Source organism: Heyndrickxia sporothermodurans (genome assembly GCF_003055045.1).
GTDB lineage: Bacteria > Bacillota > Bacilli > Bacillales > Bacillaceae_C > Heyndrickxia > Heyndrickxia sporothermodurans.
In genome coordinates this window covers 89443-113652 of the sequence record NZ_NAZB01000019.1, presented here as the reverse complement: position 1 = coordinate 113652, position 24210 = coordinate 89443, and the positions used below count along the sequence as shown (strand labels likewise).

The window sequence follows — 24210 nt, the reverse complement described above, 5'->3', positions numbered from 1 at the left end:
CTTCTAAATCGAAAAGTTTGATTTAGGAAAGAGAGGAAACTTTATTATGACAGAAAAATACCAAACTCGTGAAGAGCGTAGGAAACAGCAAGAAACCGCAAAAAATAAAAAACAAAAAAAAGGGAAGAAAAAGTCCATCTTCAAGAGAATCATTTTGACAATTGTTATGATTGGAATCATCGGTTTCTTAGCTGGTGCTGGAACATTTGCTTATTATGCAAGTAAGGCACCGAAATTAGATAAAAAAATGCTAAAAGATCCAATCGCTTCAGTAATATATGGAATGAACAATAAACCGATCGAAACGGTCGGTTCCGTCAATCGCGATTATATCGCCTATGATAAAATACCTGATCGGATGAAAGATGCCATCTTAGCTACCGAAGATATTCGCTTCTTTAAACATCACGGGATCGATCCGATACGATTGGGTGGTGCCGTGTTAGCAAACTTTAAACGTGGATTTGGCTCTGAAGGTGCAAGTACAATCACTCAGCAAGTAGTGAAGATGTCCTTTCTAACCGAGAAAAAGACGTTGGAGCGTAAAGCCCAAGAGGCATGGCTATCTTTACAATTAGAAAGACAATATACAAAAGAAGAAATCTTTGAAATGTATGTTAATAAAATTTATATGTCAGATGGTGTCCATGGAATTTCGACGGCTGCAAAATATTATTATAATAAAAGTCTTGATAAATTAACCTTGCCACAAATGGCACTTATAGCGGGACTACAGCAAAGTCCAAATAATTATAATCCTTTTAATCACCCTGATCTTGCGGAAAAACGAAAAAATGTTGTATTAGGCTTAATGTATCAACATAAAAAAATCACAAAACAAGAGATGGAAAAAGCGAAAAATACACCGGTTACGAAAGGTCTTGTAAAGAAAAAAGATAGAAAAAAACCTGCTCAACATAAATATGATGCATTTGTAGATGTAGTAATCGATGAAGTAGAAGCAATGGGCTATAATATTTTCTCTGATGGTTTAAAAATTTATACTACGATCGATCCAGATGCACAAGAGTATACGGAAAAAATCTTAAATTCAAATGATATTGTTCAGTATCCTGATGATAAATTTCGTGCCGGAATTACATTATTAGATACAAAAACAGGTGAAATTCGTGCGATCGGAGGAGCAAGAAATCCGAAAGTAGCACGTGGAATGAACTATGCAACAGATATTGAGCGCTCACCTGGATCAACAATTAAACCAATACTTGATTATGGTCCGGTAATTGAACATAAACAATGGTCTACTTATCATCAAATTAAAGATGAACCGTATCAATATTTTGATGGAACACCTATTAACAACTGGGATTTCCGCTATCAAGGACAAATTTCTATTCGAAAAGCGTTATATAATTCCAGAAATATCCCTGCATTAAAAGCTTTGCAAGAGGCAGGTTTAGACAATGCAAAAGCATTCGCCAAAAACCTCGGAATAAATTTCAAGGAAATGCATGAAGCCTATTCAATTGGTGGCGGCGTTGGTGTCTCACCAGTTCAAATGGCGGGTGCTTATGCGGCATTTGGTAATAATGGGATTTATACAAAACCGCATACTGTAAGAAAAATTGTTCTTCATGACGGAGATACGGTAATTAAAACAAATCCTGAACCAAAGGTTGCAATGAAAGACTATACTGCCTATATGATTACCGATATGCTTAAAGATGTGCTTACAAAAGGGACTGGAACGGCAGCAAATGTCCCCGGCCTACATGCTGCAGGTAAAACGGGAACAACTAACTTCCCTGCTGATGAGGTACAAAAATACAGTATACCTAAGGGAGCAAGCCAAGATGCCTGGTTTGTCGGTTATACAACAAATTACACCGCGGCAGTTTGGACGGGATACGATAGCAAATATGATGAGAATAACAAATTTAAGTACTATTTAACATCTAGTGAACAAAAAATATCACAGCTAATATTTAAAAATTTAATGTCACATGTATCTCAAGGTAAAGATACACCTGACTTTGAAATGCCGCAAAGTGTTGTAAAAGTACCGGTAGAGGCTGGAACAACCCCTCCTCAAAAACCAAGTTCATATACACCAAGTGGCAATATTGTGTATGAATTATTCGTACGAGGACATGAAGAACCATCACAGGTTTCACAAAAATATGATCAACTAGAAGCACCAACAGGACTTAAAGGAACATACAATCAAGCGACAAATGAAATTGTAATTAATTGGGACCATCCGAAATTAAAAGAAGGTGTTTCCTTCGAAATTTCAGCTTCATTTAATAATGAGGCAAAACAATCATTAGGAAGCACGAAGGATACAACATTATCCATTGCAAATCCAAATTTAGGCGGAACATACCGAATAGATGTAACGGCTATACTAGGCAATCAAAGAAGTAAACCCGCTAGTATTACGATTAAATTAGGTGAGTCTAAAGATAAAGAAGATAAAGAAAAAGATAAGGATAAAAACGACAACGAAAATGGTAATGGTAATGGCCACGATAATGGTAACGGCAATGATAATAGCCACGATAATGGCAATGGTAATGGTAATGGGCACGGAAATGATAAAGGCAATGGCAATGATAAAGGCAATGGTAATGATAAAGGCAATGGCAATGGTCAAGGCAATGGCAATGATAATGATAAAGGCAATGGTAATGATGACGGTGGAGGAAACGATAATGGAGATAATGGTGAACAAACAACACCGGATCCTTCCGATGACGGCTCAAATCATTAAAAATCGATAAGTGATGAATAATTTTGTATAAAAATAGAGGATGACCTAAGGTCACCCTCTATTTTTTGTTCTCTTTTTACCTTCTCGGCATAGATCTAGTAAAGGACAACTATCGCATTTAGGGTTTTGCGCTTTACAATGATACCTTCCGAAAAATATCATGCGATGATGTGTAATTGACCATTCTTCTTGTGGAATTTTTCTCATCAATGTTTTTTCTACTTCAAGTACAGAATCTTTCCATTTACAAATAGCCAGTCGTTTACTAACCCTTTCTACATGCGTATCGACTGCAATAGCAGGAATTCCAAAAGCAACGGAAACAACCACATTTGCTGTTTTTCGGCCAACTCCGGGAAGTTTCGTTAATTCGTCCCTATCTCGAGGAAGTTCGCCATTATAATCAGTAATCAGCATTTGACAAAGCTTTTGTATATTTTTTGCTTTATTTCGAAATAAGCCAATTGATCGAATATCATTTTGTAATTCCTCAAGGGAAACGGATAAATAGTCTTCCGGGGTTTTATATTTTTTAAAAAGAGTTTCAGTCACTTTATTTACAAGTGCATCTGTACATTGTGCAGAAAGGGAAACCGCTATAACTAATTCAAAAGGGTTAGAATGATTTAGTTCACAATGAGCATTTGGAAATAATTTACCCATTTCATCTAAACAAAATCTAATCTGCTGCAAATTCAACATAATTATTGCCACCTTACATTTCCGAACAAAATAAGTGCCTATTGCTCCAACCAATTGTAAAATGGCACAGTGTTCGAGCTTTTTTGTACTGATTGTGTTTTTTTGCGTTGTTGTTGCCGAAATTTTTGTCCGAAGTCTCTAGCCTGTTCGATCGTTTGTACTCCATTTTTCTTCCATTCAAATAAAATACGATCGATATATCGAAAATTTAACTTTCCGGAAATAACGGCCTCTCTTAGTGCAGCAATAATGACTGTTGGAGATTGATGATCTTGATCAAGCCACATTGCCAATGTTTCACATTCTAACGGAGAAAGTGGTCGGCCAAATTCCTTCTCAAAAACTGTATAAAGATTAGTTTCATCGTGTAAATTCTTTTCAAGCTCTTTTTGTTTTTTATCATAAAGAATATTTTCAATAAGTTTATTCCATAAAGGAGTTAAAGAGTATTTTTCCAATCGGATATTATCTTCACTGACGCCTTCTTCAATACTAATATATTGATTTTGCACAAGTTTTCGTAGGATTGATGAACACATACTATTATGTATGGTCATCCGTTCGGAAAGCTCTTCAGGTGTCGGAAAATCATTCCCTTTTTCTAAAAAGGAATAGACTTGCAGGATTAACATAACTTCCGTTTCATTTAAACCAATTTTTTTATAATTAGCCATTAATAATTGAGGAATCTGAAGGCTTCCCTCTTCTATCCATGCTAAAATAATATCTTTTTCCATACAGTACACCTCATAACAAGTATAAAACATGCATATCAAAAAAGGAATAAGGAAAATCTGTCCTATAATTTTTCAACGATCATGTTCTAAAATATCGCCAAATTTAAAAAGCCATACGTATGCATGGCTTTTATGCATTAAAACTGGTTAAAACCTATTCAGTAAGGGAGGCAATGGTAAGGTTCTAATCTGAAATTCCAGGCAACTGTCCTTTCTAGACCTAACCCAAAACCCCTCCTTTGGTGGATTAACAGCTAATTTATTTTGTTGCTAATATAGTGCTCAATCCTTTTTACTGCCTCTTCTAGATTTTCTAATGAAGTGGCATAGGATAAACGTATATAGTCAGGAGCTCCAAATCCGGAACCCGGGATTACCGCAACATTAGCTTCCTCAAGCAATGCTGTTGCTAGTTCATCTACAGTTTTAAACCCTGTTATTTCGGCAGCTTCTTTTACATTAGGAAATAAATAGAAAGCACCTTGAGGTTTAAGACAGCTAATTCCCGGAATTGAAATCAATTTTTTATAAATTTTATTTAATCGATTCTCAAATGCCTCACGCATCATTTCTACGGCTTCTTGTGAACCGTTATAAGCTGCAATAGCTCCGTATTGTGATGGTGTTGTTGGATTTGATGTAGAATGGCTTGCAAGGTCTGTCATCGCTTTAATTATTTCACTGTTACCTGCTGCATAGCCAATCCGCCATCCGGTCATCGAATGTGACTTGGAAACACCGTTAATAATAATCGTTTGATTCTTTAATTCCGGTGAAATTTCTGCTACCGAAACATGTTGATGGAAATCGTAGATTAATTTTTCATATATTTCATCAGAAATAATTAAAATGTTATGCTCTAAACAAATTTCACCTATTTTCGTTAATTCTTCTTTCGTATAAAGCATCCCTGTCGGATTACTTGGAGAATTAATAATAAGTGCTTTCGTTTTATTTGTAATTGTAGCTGTAAGTTGATCAGGTGTAATTTTGAAATTATTTTTTTCTTGACCGTTAATATATACAGGCTGACCGCCGGCGAGTTTTACTTGTTCAGGGTAACTTACCCAATATGGGATAGGAATGATTACTTCATCACCCCTATTTAATAGAACTTGAAAAAGGGTGTATAAAGCATGTTTTGCTCCATTTGTCACAATAATCTCAGAAGCGTGATAATCAATATGCTGATCTTGCTTAAACTTATTTATTATTGCTTTTTTCAATTCAGGTAAACCACCTGTTGCAGTGTATTTTGTGAATCCTTTATTCATGGATTCAGCTGCTGCATCTATAATATGTTGTGGCGTATTAAAATCCGGTTCCCCAGCACCTAAACCGATTACATCGATTCCTTCCGCCTTCATAGCCTTTGCTTTAGCAGTAATTGCTAATGTAGATGATGGTGTAAGGGCACTCACACGATTTGCTAATTGTACGGCCATAATTTCTCCTCACTCTTTCTAAATATTATAAATCATATATGGTGTTTTATTACTTGACTTTAAAAAGTAAATGTATGCGTAGTTTAAACGGGATGATTGATCAAGATAAGATATTTCCCAGACCGGCTCGTTGTTTAACATCCCTAGTCTACTTCCTAATATTTTTTTAGGTGTTTCTTTTTCCTTTAGTTTGTTAATTGCATCTTGTTTCGATAGTCCATCAGACATTTTTTCAATTGTAACTCGTTCGCTATTTTTTTCAGGAATCCAAACGGCAATCTTTTCTCCATTTTTTTGCTTACCAACGGTGATATAATAGCTTTCTTTCCCATTATATACATAGAACTGATCCATTGAAACAAGGTTTGCCTTTTCCTTTGCCTTTTTTTTAGCTAAACTTTCCGCTTTATTAATCGGTTTTGTTGATTGATAATACACATTTACGGAAAATCCCAATACAATTAATAACAATAAACATAAACCTATAATCCATTTTTTCATTTTAAACCCCTATTATGTACGATAAATTGTAAAAATCGCTTTACTTTTATCCTCTGAATCGAGGGCTAAACCAAACATTAAATCTTTTTGCTTCAATGTTCGGTTTAAAAAATCAACAATTTTATATAAATCAGCTTGATAATCGATTTTAATCGTCGATAATATTTCAATCTTACTATCCATATAAATCCCCCTACAAATAAACAAATATTGTTATAAATATCGTAGCTGATTAAAGCCACAATATAAATACACTAATCAACATTATATCAAAAAATCAATTCATTTTTGATTTTAAAAAATTTTTCTAGTCCACTTTTTTTACGTTGCTATTGCAACGTATTTTTTTAGGTTAAAACCATTTCTCAACAATTTCAATGATTTCTTTTAGCGATGCATGTTTAACAGGAATTTTTGGTATTGATTGTAAAAAGGCTTTACCATACTTTGTTGTATCTATCCTTCGGTCGAATACGATAACAATTCCTTTATCAGTATCTCTTCTAATTAGTCGTCCAAAACCTTGTTTAAAACGAATGACGGCTTCCGGTAGTGAATAAGCCGTAAAAGGATTTTTCCCTTCCGCAGTTAACGCTTTGCTTTTTGCCCATATATAAGGTTCGTCAGGAGGTGAAAAAGGCAGCCTTACGATGACTAAACATGATAAATCTTCTCCAGGTATATCTACGCCTTCCCAAAAACTATTTGTGCCGAATAAGATCGCTTTCTCAAATCGTTGGAAATTCTTAATTAGCCTCGTTCGACTTCCCGCTGTAATCCCTTGAGCGATTAAGACAAAATCTTCTAACAGTCCACTTTCTTTCATAAAATTATGTGTTTGTCTTAACATTTCATTTGCGGTGAATAGGACAAGCATTCTCCCTTTTGTTGCTTGTGCAATAGCAATTAAATGACTAGAGATTGACTCTGCATATTCCTTTGAGGAAACATGAAGTATTTCCGGTACATCATTTGGAATAATCAACTTGGTCATTTCTTTATAGTAAAATGGAGAAGGTATTTGCTTTTTCACAAGATGTTCTAAATGATTCAGCCCTAATTCATTTTCGAAAAAGCTAAAAGAGTTATTTACCGTTAATGTTGCTGAAGTGAGAATCGTACTCTTCTTTTTTGAAAAAAATGCAGTCCCTAATTGATTTTTCACAGAAATTGGTTGAGATTGAACGGTAATACTATTGGGAATAACCTTTACATCCCCCTCAATCCAGTAAACATGATCATTTGAGTGTTGAATTAAAAGCATTTGTATTGTCTTTTGCAATTCATGAAATTCATTCATAATGTTATAAATTTCTTCAACAAACGCTTTTTCTTTCTCATTTAATTTCTCACTTATTCGTTTTAAACTTGTTAGTCGCCCATTTATAGACGAATTTATTTCGTTAATTGTTGCAATTATTTTCTCTGCACAATATTTAACCGGTTGCCACTTGCTTTCATCCATCCATTTATTTACTAGACGTATTTGTGTTTTTGCCTGGGTACCTTGTTTATTTCGTTCAAACATCCATCTATCCGCTATACCTAAAAATAATTCATCTATACTTCTTTCCAATTCAATAATGGAGAAATCAAGTTCAAAAGCGGGTGTTTTGGGAGTGATTTTATTTGAATCAATTAGCTTTTCTAACTGGAAAAAGGCTTGTTTTTTTTCAAATGCACCTAATTTACTACATAAATATTTACAAGGAATGTATTCTAGTTTTTTCCCAAAAAAATGTCTTGCGCACTTTTCGAAATGATGAGCCTCATCAATAATTACGTAGTCAAATGTGCGAAAAAGGGATGATTCTTGTTTAAAATCTATAAGCATCATGGCATGATTAGTAATGACTAAATCAGCATTTTCCGCTTCTTTCCTTGCATTTAAATAAAAATCTCTTGAAACCCAAGGATCCTTATCTTTTAAATGCCAACCACCTTGTTTAATTCGGTTCCAAAATAATTTTCCTCCGCTTGAAAGGTTAATTTCATCTATATCGCCTGTCTCAGTATTTAGAAGCCATACTAATATTTGCATTTTCGAGAGTATTTCATCATACTGTGTGTCTTCATCGTGTAAGGATTGTTCGAACATAAATAAATTTATGTAATGTTGTCTTCCCTTTAATAAAACTGTTTTAAACGCAAATGGAAGCATATTCTCCAGCTTCTTAATTTCATTTTGCAATAATTGTTCCTGTAATTGAACTGTATATGTACTAATTAGAATCGGTTTATTTTCTTGAACACTTTGATACAAGCTTGGAAGTAAATATGCTAGAGATTTTCCTACCCCGGTTCCCGCTTCGATTAAGGCCGTTTTTTTCAAACGTAAAGACTCATATACGATGTCCATCATTTCAAACTGTCCGTCCCTAACCTCAAAGTGCTTTATCGTTTGAGACAACAATTTTTCTTTTTCATTCGGACTAATGGGATATTCGTATCTTTCACGATAATTTCTTTCGATATGTTTTTTCTTTTTTTTACGTAATGCAATTCCTCTATAAACTTCTAAATGTTCCGGTAAATTTTCTATATGCTTTTTCTTTCGATGGAGGATCGCCTCAAACAGTACTTCTATATCACTTTTCAAACCAACAGCTAGCAGAGATAATTGTTCAAGTGTTATAAGCGGTAATTCTTTAGCAAAATTAATACAATGCAAAAGAAGTTTCGCTGTGACAAATGCATCACTATCTGCTTGATGTGGTCTTTCATGGTGAATAGAAAAACTTTCGGTTAAATCAAAAAGCTTAAAGCTGTCAGAAGACGGAAATAATACCCTCGAAAGCTCTACTGTATCGATAGTTAGTCCGACAAATTCCGAACGCCCAATTCTTTTAAATTCTTCTTGTAAAAAAGATAAATCAAATAATACATTATGGGCTACGAATATACTTCCTTCTAATATTTTCAACAAATCATCAGCGATTTCTTCGAATAAAGGGGCATCCTTTACCATTTCATCATTTATTCCTGTTAACTCTTCAATAAATACAGGAATCGATGTACATGGATTAACAAAAGTAGTATATTGATCAACAATCTGCTCGTTTTCAACGATAACAGCTGCTATTTGAATTATCCGATCGCCTTTCTTTGATGAGTTTCCTGTTGTTTCTATATCTATTACAACAAAACGATTTGTCATTAAAATCACCTTACGTCTCAAACATTATTTTATAAGTCTACCATAAAAGGCTTTACAATACACTTTTAATAAAAAGGCAAAAAACCGTATCGAAGGATGATACGGTTTTGCTTTTATTTATAAAATAGTTGCTTCAGGTTCATATGAAATCATTTGTGTAATCCGATTATTTTCATCAAGTAAGGCAATTTTTGGTTGATGGGTTTTTACTTTTTCCTCTTGGACGAGTGCATAGGAGATGATAATGACAATATCTCCGGTGTGAACTAGTCTTGCTGCAGCCCCATTTAGACAAATGACACCGCTTCCGCGCATACCGGGTATGATATATGTTTCAAATCTAGCACCATTATTATTATTAACAATTTGAACCTTTTCATTTGCGACCATACCTACTGCATCTAGTATATCTTCATCGATGGTTATACTTCCTACGTAATTTAAATTTGCTTCCGTAACCGTTGCTCGATGGATTTTTCCGTTCATCATCGTGCGAAACATAAAGTTTCCTCCTTTTACTGCTCTACTTCCATAATGATGTTATCGATTAACCTTGCTTTGGAAAATTTCACCGCTAGAGCAATGATAAATTTACCATGAATGTTTGCTATTGGTTCCAGTGCGGGGTACGAGTATATTTCTATATAATCAATTATTCCACTTGTATTTTTTTGTATATATTCTTTTATTTTTTCTCTTATTTCTGCCGGAGATTTTTCACCGTTCAAAATAACATTTTTCGCCAGTACTAAGCTTTTATATAATGCAGGCGCCTCACGTCTTTCATCAACTGACAAGTATACATTTCTAGAACTTTTCGCTAATCCATCTTTTTCTCTTACAGTTTCGACTGCCACGATTTCAATAGGGAAAAAATAATCGTGTACGAGTCCCTCAACAACTGCTATTTGCTGGGCATCTTTCTTCCCAAAATAAGCCTTATCAGGGATAACGATATGGAATAATTTTGATAAAACGGTGATAACTCCGTCAAAATGACCTTCACGGCTTTTTCCACAAAGAACATTTGTCCTTTTCATTACCGACAGTTGGTTTCCCATTTCATTTGGATACATTTCATCTACAGATGGGGCGAATAGATAATTTACACCCGCGTTTTCCGCCAAACGTCGATCTCGTTCAAAATCCCTCGGATACGTTTCGAAATCTTCGTTAGGTCCAAATTGGGTAGGGTTTACAAAAATACTCATGATCGTAATATCATTGTCCTGTTTTGCTTTCTTTACTAAGGAGAGATGACCTTCATGTAAAAATCCCATTGTAGGAACAAATCCAATTGTCTTTGCTTTATATTTGTGATTTTTTACAATTCGGTTCATCTCTACCCTATCGGTAATTACTTCCATTTTATTTTCCTCCGTATAATGTCGACAATTCTTCTTGTTTCATCGTAAAGGTTTGTTTTTCTTCCGGAAATTGTAAAGATTTTACTTCTCGGACGTATTCTTTTAATCCTTTGCTAATTAATTCATTCGCATCTGCATAAGTTTTTACAAATTTCGGCACTCGATCGACACCTAATTTGACCAAGTCATGAAAAACTAACACTTGCCCATCAACATCTGCACCTGCTCCAATGCCTATGACAGGAATAGAAAGCCGCTTGCTTACTTCTTTCGCTAACTGTTTCGGAACACATTCCAAAACTAAGGCAAATGCACCAGCTTCTTCACATTTTAAGGCATCTTCGATTAATTGATTTGCTGCCTCTGCTGTTTTTCCTTGCACTTTATATCCGCCTAAAACACCGACAGTTTGTGGAGTTAATCCGAGATGTGCCATAACAGGTATTCCAGAAGTAGTAAGCGCTTCAATCATTTGAATAACATTACCGCCACCTTCCACTTTAACAGCATTTGCTTCTCCATCTTGAATAATATTTGCCGCTGCTGTTAACGTCGCTTCACGGTTTAAATGGTAGGTCATAAATGGCATATCAGTAACGATAAATGTCGACTTCGCTCCCCGTTTTACCGCTTTCGTATGGTGAATCATATCATTTATCGTAACGGGTACTGTAGAATCATATCCTAGCACAACCATACCTAATGAGTCGCCGACGAGAATGATATCAACACCTGATTCTTCTGATAATTTTGCTGTAGGAAAATCATATGCTGTAACCATCGCAATTTTTTCGTTCGTTTCTTTCATTTTCAAAAAATCAGTCGTTTGTTTCATGCTTTTTCCTCCTTTTTTGTCAATACATGACTTCATAAGAAAGTAGCTTGAACAAATGCGACCTTGCTTTATAGGTTAAGGATTGGGTACTTATTTTTTCATTAATTTTAAGCAAAAAGGAGTCCTTCCGACCGGCAGAAGGACCCCTTTATCATACACATTAAATCTCGACCCTCCGTCCCCGTCCATAACGGATCAAGGCAGAATACTATGAAATTAATAACATTTAAAGCAAGGTGCAGTTCCAATGGATACTACCCAATAAAAGTATATCAAAAAAAATATATTGTAACTATCATTTTATTTCTTAATTTCGATATCCGCTGAATATATTTCATGAATTATACCAGCATCATCTTCAATTTTTAATATTCCTTCATTTGTAATCCCTATTGCTCTTCCAGCAATTTCTCCCGTTACCGTACGGGCAATTATCTCTTTACCAATACTAATGGCATAGCTTTCCCATAAAATTTTAAGGGGAGCAAACCCTTTTTCCAAATATACATGATAATATTTTTCTATTTTCATTAAAATGCATTGTATCAGTTTTGCGCGAGTAATTTTTCGACCGCTTTCAATCGCTAATGATGTAGCTATGGATTGAAGCTCATCCGGAAAATCCGATAATTGTTGATTAACGTTAATACCAATCCCTATTATAATCGAATCAATTTTGTCAACATCCGCTTGTAATTCAGTTAAAATCCCCGTCACTTTTTTTCCATTTATCAATATATCATTGGGCCATTTAATTTCCGGTAGTACATTCGTCAATTCCTCTATTGCCTGAACAACAGCTATAGCTGCGATTAGAGTAAATTGAGGAGCTTTTTGTGGAGAAAGGTTAGGTCTTAAAACAATACTCATCCATACGCCTGTGTATTTTGGTGAGTACCAATGTCTTGTCAACCGGCCTCTGCCATTTTTTTGTTCCTCTGCAATGACGATTGTTCCTTCTGGACAGCCCTCCTGGGATAGTTTATGCGCTACCTTTTGGGTGGAATCGGTTGAATCTAAATAATGGATTGAATGACCAAGAAATTTTGTGTTAAGGCCAAGTCTAATTTCATTTTCCGATACACGATCTTCAGTTGAAACGATTCTGTATCCTTTTTTTCGGACAGCCTCTAATTCAAAGCCTTCTTTTCGTAATTCCTCAATATGCTTCCAAATTGCAGTCCTTGAGCAACCTAAAATATCTGCTAGCGCTTGTCCTGATAAAAATTCTCCATTTGCTTCTGTAAAAGCTTCTAGCAATCGTTTTCTTGTTGGAGATTGCACGTTAGAATCCACCCCTTTATTGCTTTCTTTTCATTAGCAACTATTTTTAACACTACAGCCTTTTCAATCATTTCTAATGCTTGCTTAATCCATGGTCCTCCGGGACGTTCAAACCATGTCATTAAATCAGTACCCGTCACTTTCAATTCTTCTCGCTTTTGGATAGGCATTGACAAAAATATTTCATTAATCTTTTGTTCGATATTTTCGTCTGATTGTTTTTGGATCATTTGATAGACCGATTCTACATCTATTGAAATTTCTTTCGTTGCCTGATAGAGCGAATATACGGTCCATTCCTCTTGCAACCTTTTATGTAAAAAAAACAATGCTTTTGATAAATAGTTGATTTTCTTTGTAGGCATTCTCCATGATTTTAGAAAACTAGTTGGGTTATTCGTTTTTGAAAGAAAAAGCAACAATAACCATACTTGATTTTCCGATAAGTGATCAATTTCCCATTTTTGAAGGCAAGGAAAAAGGTCTTTATGATGTTTCAATTCCGGTAAATAGTTCCACAAATCACATTCGTATAAAAATCGAAGTGCTTGTTTTTTATTTTTCCCTTGAAAAAGTTTTGTACATTCTTGCAAAATACGTTCAACTGCAATATGTTGCAAAAGTGGCGCATTTGCTTTAATTGCCAGCTTCGTTTCATGTTCTAAGGAAAAGCTTAACTGGCTTACAAATCGGATTGCCCGCATCATTCTTAACGCGTCCTCATGAAATCGCTCATTTGCTTTGCCGACACACTCAATCACGCGATTTTTAAGAGCAAGGCGTCCGTGAAACGGGTCAATGATTTCACCATGTATATTCATTGCGATCGCATTCATTGTAAAATCTCGTCGTTTCAAATCTTCTGTTAAAGATCGAATAAATCTCACTTTTTCCGGTCGGCGATGATCGATATATTCAGATTCAGATCTGAAGGTTGTCACCTCGTAACCTTTTCCTTTGTAAATGACTAATATTGTTCCGTGTTCAATACCTGTATCAATCGTTACAGAAAAAATGTTTTTTACTTCCTCGGGTGTTGCTGAAGTAGCAATATCAACATCAGCAATGGAACGATTCAATAAATAATCACGGACGGAGCCACCAACAAAATACGCTTCAAAACGTTGTTCTTCTAATTTTTGAATAATTGGCTTAGCACTTAGGAATGGTTCTTTCATTCCATTCCCACCTTTTCATTTTCTAATTTAAGGTGATAATAGATTGCTTCATATTGATTTACAATTTTTTTGGATAGAAACCTGGTATGTACACTTTCTAGTGCATTTTGAGAAAATTGTTGATGACGTTTTTCATCCATTAATAGTGTAATTGCTCGATCTGCCATCGCATCGATATCGCCTAATTCACAAATAAACCCATTATATTTATCTGTTATTACTTCGGGAATTCCTCCTATATTTGTCCCTATACATGGAACACCGCAGGCCATTGCTTCTAACGCGACTAATCCAAAGCTTTCTTTTTGTGATAACAACAACATTAAATCACTGATCGAATACAATTCTTCTAAGCTGTCTTGCTTTCCTAACAATAAAACATGCTCACTTAAGTTTAATTCTTGAACAAGTTTACAAATAATCGTCATTTCAGGGCCATCTCCAACAAGAAGTAATTTTGCCGGGATACGCTCTTTTACTTTAGCGAACATTTTAACAACATCCGGAACTCTTTTTACTTGACGAAAATTTGATACATGAATTAACACCTTTTCATCAGAAGAAATACCATATTCCGATTTCAAATGTGTCGAATCCATTTTTTTATATATTCTTTCATCAATAAAATTATAAACAGTATCTATGTACTTATTGGGCTGGATTAATTCATTTGTTTGCTGTACTAATGAATTAGAAACAGCGGTAACATAATCGGATTGCTCAATGCCGAAACGTATTGCTTCTGTTAACGATGGATCATAACCTAAGACCGTAATATCTGTACCATGAAGTGTGGTAACAATTTTCACATTTGTTCCAGCCATTTGTTTTGCTAATATGGCACAAACTGCATGTGGCATTGCATAATGGACATGAAGAATATCTAATTTTTCTCTTTTTATCACTTCGGCCATTTTACTTGCCAATGCTATATCATACGGAGGATATTGAAAAACAGCATACTGATTTACCTCTACTTGATGAAAGTAAATATTGTGATACATTTTATTCAATCGAAACGGTATACTTGATGTGATAAAATGAATTTCGTGACCTCTTTCAGCTAGAAATTTCCCTAATTCAGTGGCAATGACACCTGATCCTCCTACAGTAGGATAACAAGTGATACCTATTTTTAACTTTTTATTCATTCACCAAACACATCCATATTTAATAATAAAGGTTTTGTAGCTTTAAATCCCTCGGCAAAAGGTACTCCCACCTCTTTTCCGAACATTCTTTCCCTAGCTTTCACACTTTCAATATACCCTTCTGTTAGAGGTGTTTTAACGCCATTGTCCATTTGAACAAATTGGCTTTGATAGGCATGCAAACTTGCAATTTTGTGTTCCATAAAAGGAGTGATATCAATAACAAAATCCGGTTTATGAAATCCATTAATCATATAATAGAATAAATTTTTTGCCTTATGTGCCTCTAATGAGCCAGTTGTAAATTTCCGAATACCGGCTGAAAATACAGCTTCTTTCACAAGCTGTGCACAATTCCCATGATCCGGATGTCTATCTTCAAAATAAGGGGCAAAAATAATAGATGGTTTGTATGTGCGAATAATTTCTACAATCATTTGTATATGATCGTTATTTATGTAAAGGCCGCGATCCGGTATTGTAAGAGATACTCTCTCTTTTACCCCTAACATGTTTGCTGCCTCATAGGCTTCTTTTTTTCTATTTTCAACTGTTCCATTTGAAGATAATTCTGCTTCAGTTAAGTCACAAATGACAACTGATTTTCCTTCTGAAGACCATTTTGCGATGGATGCTCCCATTCCAATTTCAACATCATCTGCGTGGGCCCCAAACGCAAGAATATCTATTGTATTATTCATTTTTCGTTTCACCTCTAGTAATACTTCGCCATTCTAAGTCACCTTTATCCAATCCGCGTATAAGTACCTCTGCTGTCCCCATATTTGTTGCAAGTGGGACGGAATAAACATCACATAATCTCATTAAAGCAGAAACATCTGGTTCATGCGGTTGTGCTGTTAATGGATCCCGAAAAAAGATAACCATATCTAGTTTATTTTTTGCAATTAATGCACCGATTTCTTGGTCGCCACCATATGGACCGGACTGAAAACGATGGACAGATAATTTTGTTTCTTCCATTATTCTTTTTCCTGTTGTGCCTGTTGCATAAAGCTGATGCTTCGAAAAAATCCTTTTATACGCGGTAACAAAACGTAACATATCATCTTTTTTCTTATCGTGCGCGATTAATGCAATTTCCATATAACCATCCCCTTAAATGATTATTCGATAATGTTTTCTAATCCGTAAATTAATGTACTTGCATTCATAACCGTTTCAATCGATAATTTAACGCCTGACATAAACGAATCACGATTATACGAATCATGGCGTATTGTTAGTGATTCACCTTCGGAACCAAACATTACTTGCTGGTGAGCGATAAGACCAGGTAAACGGACACTATGTATATGCATGCCATCAATATTTGCCCCTCTAGCACCACTAATCGTTTCTTTTTCATTTGGATGTCCTTGTTCTTTTTTCTTCCGTACTTCAGAAATCATTTCTGCTGTTTTAACAGCTGTGCCTGAAGGAGCATCTAATTTTTGATTATGGTGCAGTTCGATAATTTCTATATCGTTAAAGTATCTGGCTGCCATTTGAGAAAACTTCATCATTAACACAGCTCCAATTGCAAAGTTGGGAGCAATGATACAGCCAATCTCTTTCTCTTCGGCCAGTTGTTTAATTTCATCGAGTTGTGTTAGTGTAAATCCCGTTGTTCCGACAACCGGTCTCACTCCATATTGAAGCGTTGTTTTTGTATGTAAGAATCCGAATTCAGGCGTGGTTAAATCAACTAATACGTCAGCGTTTGACTTTTGGAGGCACTCTTCTATATTAGTGAAAATAGGAATGTCTGTATATTTATCAAAACCGTCTATTTCATTAAGCATTTGACCATCATACTTATGATCCAAAACACTTGCTAATTCAAACTTTTCATTTAGATGAACCATTTTCACTGCTGCTTTACCCATTTTTCCTCGCGGTCCAGCAATGATGACACGAATCTTACTCATTTATGTTCTCCTCACTTTTTGACTATTTATTTTTTCGTCCAACGATCTTTATCTCGGGTGTTGAATTTATGCATAACCCGATTATGAGCCTCTTCCAAATCAATATTTAATGAATTAGCAAGACACATAATAACAAACTGCAAGTCACCCAATTCTTCCTCAATTGTTTTTTCATCTTCTGATTCCTTCTTTGGTTTTTCTCCATAGTAGTGATTAATTTCTCTAGCCAATTCACCTAGCTCCTCTGTTAAACGAGCAACCATCGCAAGTGGACTAAAATATCCTTCTTTAAATTGGCTAATATATTGATCTACTTCTTGCTGCATGACTTTGATTGTTTTATCGTTCACTATTAAACACCTCACTCGTATATTTCATGTTAGCTAAATCCGCATTTATTTACAAATATTTTTGTTCAGAATATATTTTTGATAATTGCATGCAATCGCATTTTTCTATTAGTTAAATAATAACCAACCATTGCTAGTTTTTCATCTGTTTTATATAATAAGACCGTTGTGCTAAATTGGTTTAATTTTCTTATATCGACTTAAAGTCCATCAATTGGATATTCTATACACAAACGAACAGGAGGATGCATATATGCGAATTGGTATAAAAGCAAAAAATATATTGTTTATTTTATTAGGTTCTGCAATTTTTGCATTTGGAATCGTACATTTTAATATGCAAAATAATTTAGCTGAGGGCGGTTTTACAGGAATTACATTACTTCTCTATTCCCTTTTTAAAATAGATCCTTCGTATTCCAATTTAATATTAAACATCCCTATTTTTTTTATTGGATGGAGGTTACTTGGAAAAAGAGCATTTATTTATACGATTATCGGAACGATTGCAACATCATTGTTTTTATGGGTTTTCCAAAGGAAACATTTTACTATACCACTTGAGCATGATATGTTTCTTGCAGCGCTGTTTGCAGGTATTTTTATAGGTATTGGTTTAGGAATTATCTTTAGATACGGAGGAACAACTGGTGGTGTAGATATTATCGCCCGACTCGTCTTCAAATATAAAGGACTAGCAATGGGAAGAACGATGTTTATCTTTGATGCATGTGTTATTACATTATCACTTATTACGTATTTAGATTATCGTGAAGCCATGTATACATTAGTTGCCGTCTTTGTTGGCGCGAGGGTTATTGACTTTATGCAAGAAGGAGCCTATTCCGCAAGAGGAGCATTAATTATTTCACCGAAGCACGATGAAATCGCTAGCCTTATTATGAAAGATATGGACAGAGGTGTGACCGTATTAAGAGGTCATGGGTCCTATACAAAAGAGGATAAAGATGTCCTTTACTGTGTTGTTGGAAAAAATGAAATTGTCCGTTTAAAAGGCTTGATTAATTCAATTGATCCACATGCATTTGTATCCGTGTCTATCGTACACGATGTGCTTGGGGAAGGATTTACACTAGACGAAAATAAAAAACCAATTGAAATATAAAAAGGAAGGGATGAAACCCTTCCTTTTACTCGTCTCTTGAAATATTTGTGAAAATAAGAATCATACGAAGCATTTCAATGACAGCAACAGCTGCTGCTGCAACATAAGTCAATGCAGCGGCGTTTAATACTTTCCGTGCATTTCGTTCTTCACTGTTATTAATAATACCGAGACCAACAATTTGATCCAACGCTCTAGATGATGCATTGAATTCGACCGGCAGTGTAACTAGTTGAAAAAGAACTCCTAGTCCCATTAAAACGATTCCGATTAATAACATATTAGGTATACGTGAAAGCATTCCAATAATGATAAAAATCCACGATGCATTAGACCCAATATTTGCGAGGGGTACTAACGAATGACGAAATCTTAAAGGTCCATAACCGTCTTTATCCTGAATGGCATGGCCCACCTCATGTGCTGCAACAGCCGCACCTGCAACCGATTGTCCATGGTAATTAGACGAAGATAAATGAACGGTTTTCGTCATTGGATTATAGTGATCGCTTAAAAAGCCACTGTGTTCTACTACTTTTACATTATACAATCCGTTTTCGTCTAAAATTCTTCTTGCAACTTCCGCACCATTCATACCTGCTGTAGTTGGAACTTTAGCAAATTTGTTAAATGTACTTTTCACTTTCATTTGTGCCCAAATGGGAATGAGCGCAATAATGATGTAGTAAATGATGAACTCCATTTTATCCTCCATGTAGATAATATTTCTTAGTATTATTTTATTAGATTCGTATCAAAGGGTCAATCATTATGCTCTTTCTGTTTTCTTTTGTTTTCACCTTTATATTTTCTCCATCCAGTGTAAGAAAGTGTAAGAATTATGATACTTCCTGTTGTAATAATCACCCACCATAATGACGGATCCGTTTCATCCTTATCTGCATTTTCGAACATATTTTGAAGGTCAGCCTCTAATTTTGTTAATTGGACAATCCCGCTCGTATCAGTTAAAAGTTTTGAACTATATTTATCAATAAATGTAATTTTTGCTTCTAATTTTTGAATTTTATCCACTGACAAATCTATTTTTAAACTGGGCTGAATGAGTGAATATTTAGTTAAAAATGAATTCAACTTGGTTCGGAAGCTGTCGTAGTTGTTTTCTTTTGCTGCTTCCTTTACTTGAGAAAATGCCGTCATTATTGGATCTTGTAATTCTGTCCATAGTGGTTGATAACGAGAATTCATCGCATCAACAACTAAACGGAATGTTGTTACTCTATTTATTTTTTCTTCAGGTGAAAGCTTTACATTATTGACGGCAAATAATGCTTCTTTAAGAGAGTCTTCAAGAATCCTTATTTCATCCATAGAAAAGTATTGATTTAAACCGGCGGCTTCTACAATATCATTTGAAAGTTGCTTAAGAATACGTTCCGCTCCTTCATACTGCCCGAATTTGGTCAATTGTAATGCTTCATCTGCAGACCTGTCCATTTTTTCAATAACGACAGCGGAAGAGGCAAATACGTTATTTGCTAAAAAAAATGACATCGTCACTAGAAGGATAATTAATCTCACTTTCATTCTTGTCCCTCCTCTAACTACTAGTAAAGTGTATGTAAAAGAGGACAAGTGTAGACCAAAAATAAAAATATGTATATGCTTAACGGTTATGCCACATTGTCAATTTAAGACTATTTTTTCTAACTGAAAAATAATATGCAAGACCTAATGATAGAATGCTCAACCAAAATGTAAAATATCCTATTTCACGGGCATACACATCTAATGCACCATACTTAGGAAATTGCATAAATACATAGTCAATTATATCATTATGTAATGTCCATATTGCAGCAACCACAATATGCTTTAGCTTAATTCGATAAAAAGGAGAATATAAAATGCCTTCTATTGCCATCGAACCATGTGAAATAATCAGCATATATCCCTGCCACGGCAGATATCCCGTAAATTTCAGTGTTAAGATGTTCATTACAACCGCCCAAACCCCATATTTAAATAACGTAACAATTGCTAAGGCTTCGATATAGGGCCAATTTTTTTTGATTAAGAATGCAAACAAAACAATAGTGAAAAACAAACTTGCTGTAGGGCTATCCGGGACAAAGGGCAGAAATTTGGTTGGCGTTACCTCAAATTGCGGTTTATACCATATATATCCATAAATAGTCCCTATTAAATTTACGATAAACAATATCCAGACAACTGTTCGATTCGCTAAAATCGGAAAGAGATACCTCATTTACTCCCCTCTCTTTCTATTTTTTTACTTTTCAATAAATTTATATTGAAAGAAAAGCTGGCATGTTTGCCAGCTTTTCCAATGCTTAATTATTTTTTTAGCCCAGCGATAAACTCGGATAATTTTTTCAAATCATCAGGAGAACCTTTAAATTGGTTCGCAGGCATTTTACCGCTTTTTGTACCATGCTGTGCAATGTCAGCTACTTCTTTAGCGCTTAGACCAGTGCCAATTAAACTAGGTGCAGCAGGTCCACCTGTAAGGTTTTCTCCATGACATTGAATACAAGATTGTTTTGAGAAAACTTTATATCCTGGATCTTCTTTATCAATATCCACTTTTGCAACAATTTTACCTTGCTCAGCAGCTTTTTTCCAGTCATGATGTGCTGCAGCTTCCCAAGTCAAATAGAAGACAGCCGCAACTGATAATAGCATGAATCCTGTTGCAAATGGACGTTTTAATGGACGTCGTTGTGGACCACGATCAATGAAAGGAGCTAAAAGCAAACCAACAAATGCAATACCCGGAATAATTAATCCAATGATATTATATGGTCCTGATGCATAAGAATATTTCAACATTTGATAAAGGAATAAGAAATACCAGTCAGGCATTGGAATATATCCTGCATCTGCTGGATCAGCTATACGCTCAAGTGGTGCTGGATGCGCTGCAGTTAAACATAAAAAACCGACTAGAAATACTGCACCAACCATCCATTCTTTCAATAGAAAGTTCGGCCAAAATGCTTCTGTTTTACCGGGATATTCTGAGTAATCCTTAGGGCCCATCGGTTTTCGTACTGAAGGGTCAAGGATACGTGAATCCCCTACAAACTTCATCCCTTTTCCACGATGCATTAAGTCCCCCTCCTTCTTCATAAAAAGTCATTAAACAAATAGTGTTCCAATTAAATTTTATAGTGGACCCGAAATACCTTGTTTACGAATCATTAAGAAATGGGCTGCCATTAATCCTAATAACACTGCCGGTAAGAAGAATACATGGATCGCAAAGAAACGAGTCAATGTTTGTGCACCAACAATATCAGGATGTCCCGAAAGCAATTCTTTCGCATACGGTCCTATTAACGGTACCGAGTCTGCTATTTGCAATGTAACTTTTGTAGCAAATAATGCTTTCATATCCCAAGGTAATAAATAACCTGTTAAACCAAGTCCAAGCATAACAAATAAAATAAGTACTCCGACAATCCAGTTTAATTCACGTGGTTTTTTATATGCCCCTTGGAAGAAAACACGTAGTGTATGTAAGAAAATCATAACAATTACTAAACTTGCTCCCCAATGGTGCATACCGCGAACAATCTGTCCGAATGCTACTTCGTTTTGAAGATAGTAAACGGATTCCCAAGCATTTTTGATATCCGGTACATAGTACATTGTTAAAAACATACCAGATAAGATTTGGATAACCGTAATGAAAAAGGTTAAACCACCAAAACAGTAAACAAACGCAGAAAAATGGTGTGCAGGGTTTACATGTTCCGGTACTTCATGATCAGCGATATCTCGCCATAAAGGCGTAATATCTAAGCGCTCATCAACCCAATCATAGATTTTATTAAGCAATGATTACGCCTCCTTTACTTCACAAATGGATTTTCTTTCGGTTTACCTAAATACAAGAAACCATCTTTAACTTTCGTTGGATATGCATCCAATGGCTTCGATGGTGGTGTACCAGGTACGTTTTTGCCGTTAAGTTCGTAGCGTCCACCATGACAAGGACAATAGAATTGGTTTGGGTGTTGTTTGTTTTCTCCCCAAGTAACGTTACAACCTAAGTGTTTACAAACAGGTGAAAGGGCTATAATTTCTCCTTTTTCATCTTTATACACCCATGCGGTTTGAGTAACATTTGACTTGTACCATGCATCGACTTGTTCGTATTTAAATTCGACACGTGTAGGCTCATTTGTCAAGTCAGCTACTTTTTTGCTCGTTGCATGAAATTCCCCAGCACCTCTATGCTGTAATACAGGATCCACGGCAAAACGAACCATTGGCATTAAAATTCCGGCTGCCATAAACCCACCTACACCCGTAAGTGTGTAGCTAAGAAATTGACGTCTTGTTACAGGATTCTTGCTCATCCTTTTCCCCCCTCTAACAGTAAGGTAAGTCCAATGGACAAAAAATTATAATCGCACAAATACAAACTAGGACATAACCATGATATACCAATCTCCTACCAAGGTCAATATGATAGTCATTCAAAAACATGTCAACAATGTGACGAATAATCGAATTATTTTATAGTTTGCCATTTTTGAACAATAATATTTATTAATTGCTTTACTTGGTCCTCCATAATGGAATGTTTATATTGTTCATCCATGTGTTCAAGCGGGACAGATGGTAACCATATAATATCTTTGATTTTTTCTTGATTGCTCCAAGAACTATCAGATGTTAAATAAAAGATATGTGAAAATCCGGTTTCTTTTAATTTCACCTCCCAATTTTGAAGCATGTTCATTTGTTGTTCTTTTTCAAGAGTTGATAAATAAGTAAATGCGGGAAATAGAAGCATTCTTCCTTTAAATTGTCTTTCGAGATGCAAGGATAATAAATCGATAAATTCTCCTTGGGACGCAGCTTGTTTCATTTCATGACCAAATGAAATAGGCAATAGCGGTACCACCGCTGTATCAATAAATTGTTGTTCTTTTAAATATACTTCCACATCTTTACTATTCCAAAGCATATAAACACTCCTATGTTTATTATTTCGTTTTCTTTTCCAAAACATGCAAAAAACTTACAGTACTTTTCCCCATCTATGCATTACCATTATAATTAAAGATAATATGTATCACAATTAATTTAAATAAAGTCTTTTGAGATAAATAAAAACTCCTCTTGCACATGCAAGAGGGGAAAGAACTTGACTGCTAAAGTTGTTTTAACTGCTCTGTTAATTTTCGGAAGGCGCTTATATCATGATTATCTAAAGCTTCATCAATTTGACTGAGTAATTTTTCTTTTTGAAAACTTACAATACTTTGTTGTAAAAACTTCTCAGCAATGACTCGATCCTCATCATTAATGTGTAACAAATTTGGCATAAATGGGTTTTCTTCCAGTACTGCTGCATATTGATAAGAAATATTGGCAGCTTTGAAATTGAGTTGTATATAAATATCCTCTTCTCTATTTAAGCGAATATCATGGAATGATTTTTCTGCATCCGTTGTCATAATATTTTCCTTATAAAAACGGAACGGTACACTCTCCACACAATGTGTCGACATAATCAATCCACGGGGACAAAACTGAGCTTCGTCAACAAAATGGACTTTCTCCATCAGCTGGTCATGGCTCATAAGATAGTTCAAAATCCAAACTGATTCTCTTCTCTTTAGTTGATAATGGTTTAAAAACCAACGTATAAAATCCTTCTTCTCGTTGACAGATACAGGGGTGGCAGCCAATGAAAATCCCTCCTCTGCATAA

The 24210-nt window shown here is 35.2% G+C and carries 26 protein-coding genes; 2 read left to right on the top strand and 24 right to left on the bottom strand.

Annotated elements, in window-relative coordinates; genetic code table 11:
• The first annotated feature begins 46 nt into the window (after window positions 1-46).
• The gene (locus B5V89_RS08210) at window positions 47-2734 is read left to right on the top strand and encodes a transglycosylase domain-containing protein (RefSeq protein ID WP_108071414.1); all 2688 of its coding nucleotides are present in this window, start codon (window positions 47-49) and stop codon (window positions 2732-2734) included.
• A gap of 51 nt (window positions 2735-2785) precedes the next feature.
• Here the strand turns inward: B5V89_RS08210 and nth are convergent, their stop codons facing one another.
• From nth to B5V89_RS08130, 16 genes are all read right to left on the bottom strand, one after another.
• Window positions 2786-3436: an endonuclease III gene (gene nth / locus B5V89_RS08205; RefSeq protein WP_066228553.1), complete on the bottom strand. Its 651-nt coding sequence runs from the start codon at window positions 3434-3436 to the stop codon at window positions 2786-2788.
• A gap of 38 nt (window positions 3437-3474) precedes the next feature.
• Window positions 3475-4173, bottom strand: a complete 699-nt coding sequence (locus B5V89_RS08200; protein WP_066228555.1) for a DnaD domain-containing protein — start codon at window positions 4171-4173, stop codon at window positions 3475-3477.
• 254 nt (window positions 4174-4427) lie between these two features.
• Window positions 4428-5618, bottom strand: a complete 1191-nt coding sequence (locus tag B5V89_RS08195; protein WP_108071412.1) for a pyridoxal phosphate-dependent aminotransferase — start codon at window positions 5616-5618, stop codon at window positions 4428-4430.
• A gap of 18 nt (window positions 5619-5636) precedes the next feature.
• Complete coding sequence (locus tag B5V89_RS08190; protein WP_066228560.1) at window positions 5637-6119, bottom strand: cell wall elongation regulator TseB-like domain-containing protein; 483 nt, start codon at window positions 6117-6119, stop codon at window positions 5637-5639.
• A 12-nt stretch (window positions 6120-6131) separates the two neighbouring features.
• On the bottom strand, window positions 6132-6302 hold the full coding sequence (locus tag B5V89_RS08185; protein WP_066228562.1) for a YpmA family protein: 171 nt from the start codon (window positions 6300-6302) through the stop codon (window positions 6132-6134).
• Window positions 6303-6471: 169 nt separating this feature from the next.
• Window positions 6472-9276: an ATP-dependent DNA helicase DinG gene (gene dinG, locus B5V89_RS08180; protein WP_108071410.1), complete on the bottom strand. Its 2805-nt coding sequence runs from the start codon at window positions 9274-9276 to the stop codon at window positions 6472-6474.
• A gap of 117 nt (window positions 9277-9393) precedes the next feature.
• Window positions 9394-9777 (bottom strand): aspartate 1-decarboxylase, encoded by a 384-nt coding sequence (panD, locus tag B5V89_RS08175; RefSeq protein ID WP_108071408.1) that lies wholly within the window; start codon window positions 9775-9777, stop codon window positions 9394-9396.
• A gap of 14 nt (window positions 9778-9791) precedes the next feature.
• Window positions 9792-10643, bottom strand: a complete 852-nt coding sequence (gene panC / locus B5V89_RS08170) for a pantoate--beta-alanine ligase (RefSeq protein ID WP_108071406.1) — start codon at window positions 10641-10643, stop codon at window positions 9792-9794.
• A 1-nt stretch (window position 10644) separates the two neighbouring features.
• Window positions 10645-11478 (bottom strand): 3-methyl-2-oxobutanoate hydroxymethyltransferase, encoded by an 834-nt coding sequence (gene panB, locus B5V89_RS08165; protein ID WP_066228575.1) that lies wholly within the window; start codon window positions 11476-11478, stop codon window positions 10645-10647.
• 300 nt (window positions 11479-11778) lie between these two features.
• The gene (locus B5V89_RS08160) at window positions 11779-12762 is read right to left on the bottom strand and encodes a biotin--[acetyl-CoA-carboxylase] ligase (protein ID WP_066228579.1); all 984 of its coding nucleotides are present in this window, start codon (window positions 12760-12762) and stop codon (window positions 11779-11781) included.
• The gene (locus tag B5V89_RS08155) at window positions 12732-13940 is read right to left on the bottom strand and encodes a CCA tRNA nucleotidyltransferase (protein ID WP_066228582.1); all 1209 of its coding nucleotides are present in this window, start codon (window positions 13938-13940) and stop codon (window positions 12732-12734) included. Before B5V89_RS08155 ends, B5V89_RS08160 begins: the two co-directional genes overlap by 31 nt.
• On the bottom strand, window positions 13937-15091 hold the full coding sequence (gene bshA / locus B5V89_RS08150) for an N-acetyl-alpha-D-glucosaminyl L-malate synthase BshA (RefSeq protein ID WP_066228585.1): 1155 nt from the start codon (window positions 15089-15091) through the stop codon (window positions 13937-13939). Before bshA ends, B5V89_RS08155 begins: the two co-directional genes overlap by 4 nt.
• A complete protein-coding gene (bshB1, locus tag B5V89_RS08145) occupies window positions 15088-15792 on the bottom strand; it encodes a bacillithiol biosynthesis deacetylase BshB1 (protein ID WP_066228588.1) in 705 nt (234 codons plus the stop codon). Before bshB1 ends, bshA begins: the two co-directional genes overlap by 4 nt.
• The gene (gene mgsA, locus B5V89_RS08140) at window positions 15785-16198 is read right to left on the bottom strand and encodes a methylglyoxal synthase (protein WP_066228591.1); all 414 of its coding nucleotides are present in this window, start codon (window positions 16196-16198) and stop codon (window positions 15785-15787) included. Before mgsA ends, bshB1 begins: the two co-directional genes overlap by 8 nt.
• Before the next feature lie 20 nt (window positions 16199-16218).
• Complete coding sequence (gene dapB / locus B5V89_RS08135; RefSeq protein ID WP_066228593.1) at window positions 16219-17022, bottom strand: 4-hydroxy-tetrahydrodipicolinate reductase; 804 nt, start codon at window positions 17020-17022, stop codon at window positions 16219-16221.
• A 26-nt stretch (window positions 17023-17048) separates the two neighbouring features.
• The gene (locus B5V89_RS08130; RefSeq protein WP_084347486.1) at window positions 17049-17348 is read right to left on the bottom strand and encodes a nucleotide pyrophosphohydrolase; all 300 of its coding nucleotides are present in this window, start codon (window positions 17346-17348) and stop codon (window positions 17049-17051) included.
• 277 nt (window positions 17349-17625) lie between these two features.
• Between B5V89_RS08130 and B5V89_RS08125 the strand changes: the two genes are divergently transcribed.
• On the top strand, window positions 17626-18498 hold the full coding sequence (locus B5V89_RS08125) for a YitT family protein (RefSeq protein ID WP_108071404.1): 873 nt from the start codon (window positions 17626-17628) through the stop codon (window positions 18496-18498).
• A 25-nt stretch (window positions 18499-18523) separates the two neighbouring features.
• On the opposite strand, the gene B5V89_RS08120 is transcribed toward B5V89_RS08125, so the two are convergent.
• The 8 genes from B5V89_RS08120 to B5V89_RS08085 all read right to left on the bottom strand — a co-directional run bounded on the left by B5V89_RS08120 (window position 18524) and on the right by B5V89_RS08085 (window position 24188).
• Window positions 18524-19201, bottom strand: coding sequence for a zinc metallopeptidase (locus B5V89_RS08120; RefSeq protein ID WP_108071402.1), 678 nt, complete (start codon window positions 19199-19201; stop codon window positions 18524-18526).
• 59 nt (window positions 19202-19260) lie between these two features.
• Window positions 19261-20046: a sporulation protein YpjB gene (locus B5V89_RS08115; protein ID WP_108071400.1), complete on the bottom strand. Its 786-nt coding sequence runs from the start codon at window positions 20044-20046 to the stop codon at window positions 19261-19263.
• 79 nt (window positions 20047-20125) lie between these two features.
• The gene (gene lhaT / locus B5V89_RS08110) at window positions 20126-20728 is read right to left on the bottom strand and encodes a lipoprotein heptaprenylglyceryl N-acetyltransferase LhaT (RefSeq protein WP_108071398.1); all 603 of its coding nucleotides are present in this window, start codon (window positions 20726-20728) and stop codon (window positions 20126-20128) included.
• An 89-nt stretch (window positions 20729-20817) separates the two neighbouring features.
• On the bottom strand, window positions 20818-21591 hold the full coding sequence (locus B5V89_RS08105) for a menaquinol-cytochrome c reductase cytochrome b/c subunit (RefSeq protein ID WP_066228611.1): 774 nt from the start codon (window positions 21589-21591) through the stop codon (window positions 20818-20820).
• A 57-nt stretch (window positions 21592-21648) separates the two neighbouring features.
• Complete coding sequence (gene qcrB / locus B5V89_RS08100) at window positions 21649-22323, bottom strand: menaquinol-cytochrome c reductase cytochrome b subunit (RefSeq protein ID WP_058002373.1); 675 nt, start codon at window positions 22321-22323, stop codon at window positions 21649-21651.
• Window positions 22324-22337: 14 nt separating this feature from the next.
• Window positions 22338-22847, bottom strand: coding sequence for a QcrA and Rieske domain-containing protein (locus B5V89_RS08095; protein WP_108071396.1), 510 nt, complete (start codon window positions 22845-22847; stop codon window positions 22338-22340).
• Window positions 22848-23002: 155 nt separating this feature from the next.
• Window positions 23003-23461: a YpiF family protein gene (locus B5V89_RS08090; protein WP_108071394.1), complete on the bottom strand. Its 459-nt coding sequence runs from the start codon at window positions 23459-23461 to the stop codon at window positions 23003-23005.
• Window positions 23462-23648: 187 nt separating this feature from the next.
• A complete protein-coding gene (locus B5V89_RS08085; RefSeq protein ID WP_244913472.1) occupies window positions 23649-24188 on the bottom strand; it encodes a ReoY family proteolytic degradation factor in 540 nt (179 codons plus the stop codon).
• Window positions 24189-24210: the final 22 nt, after the last annotated feature.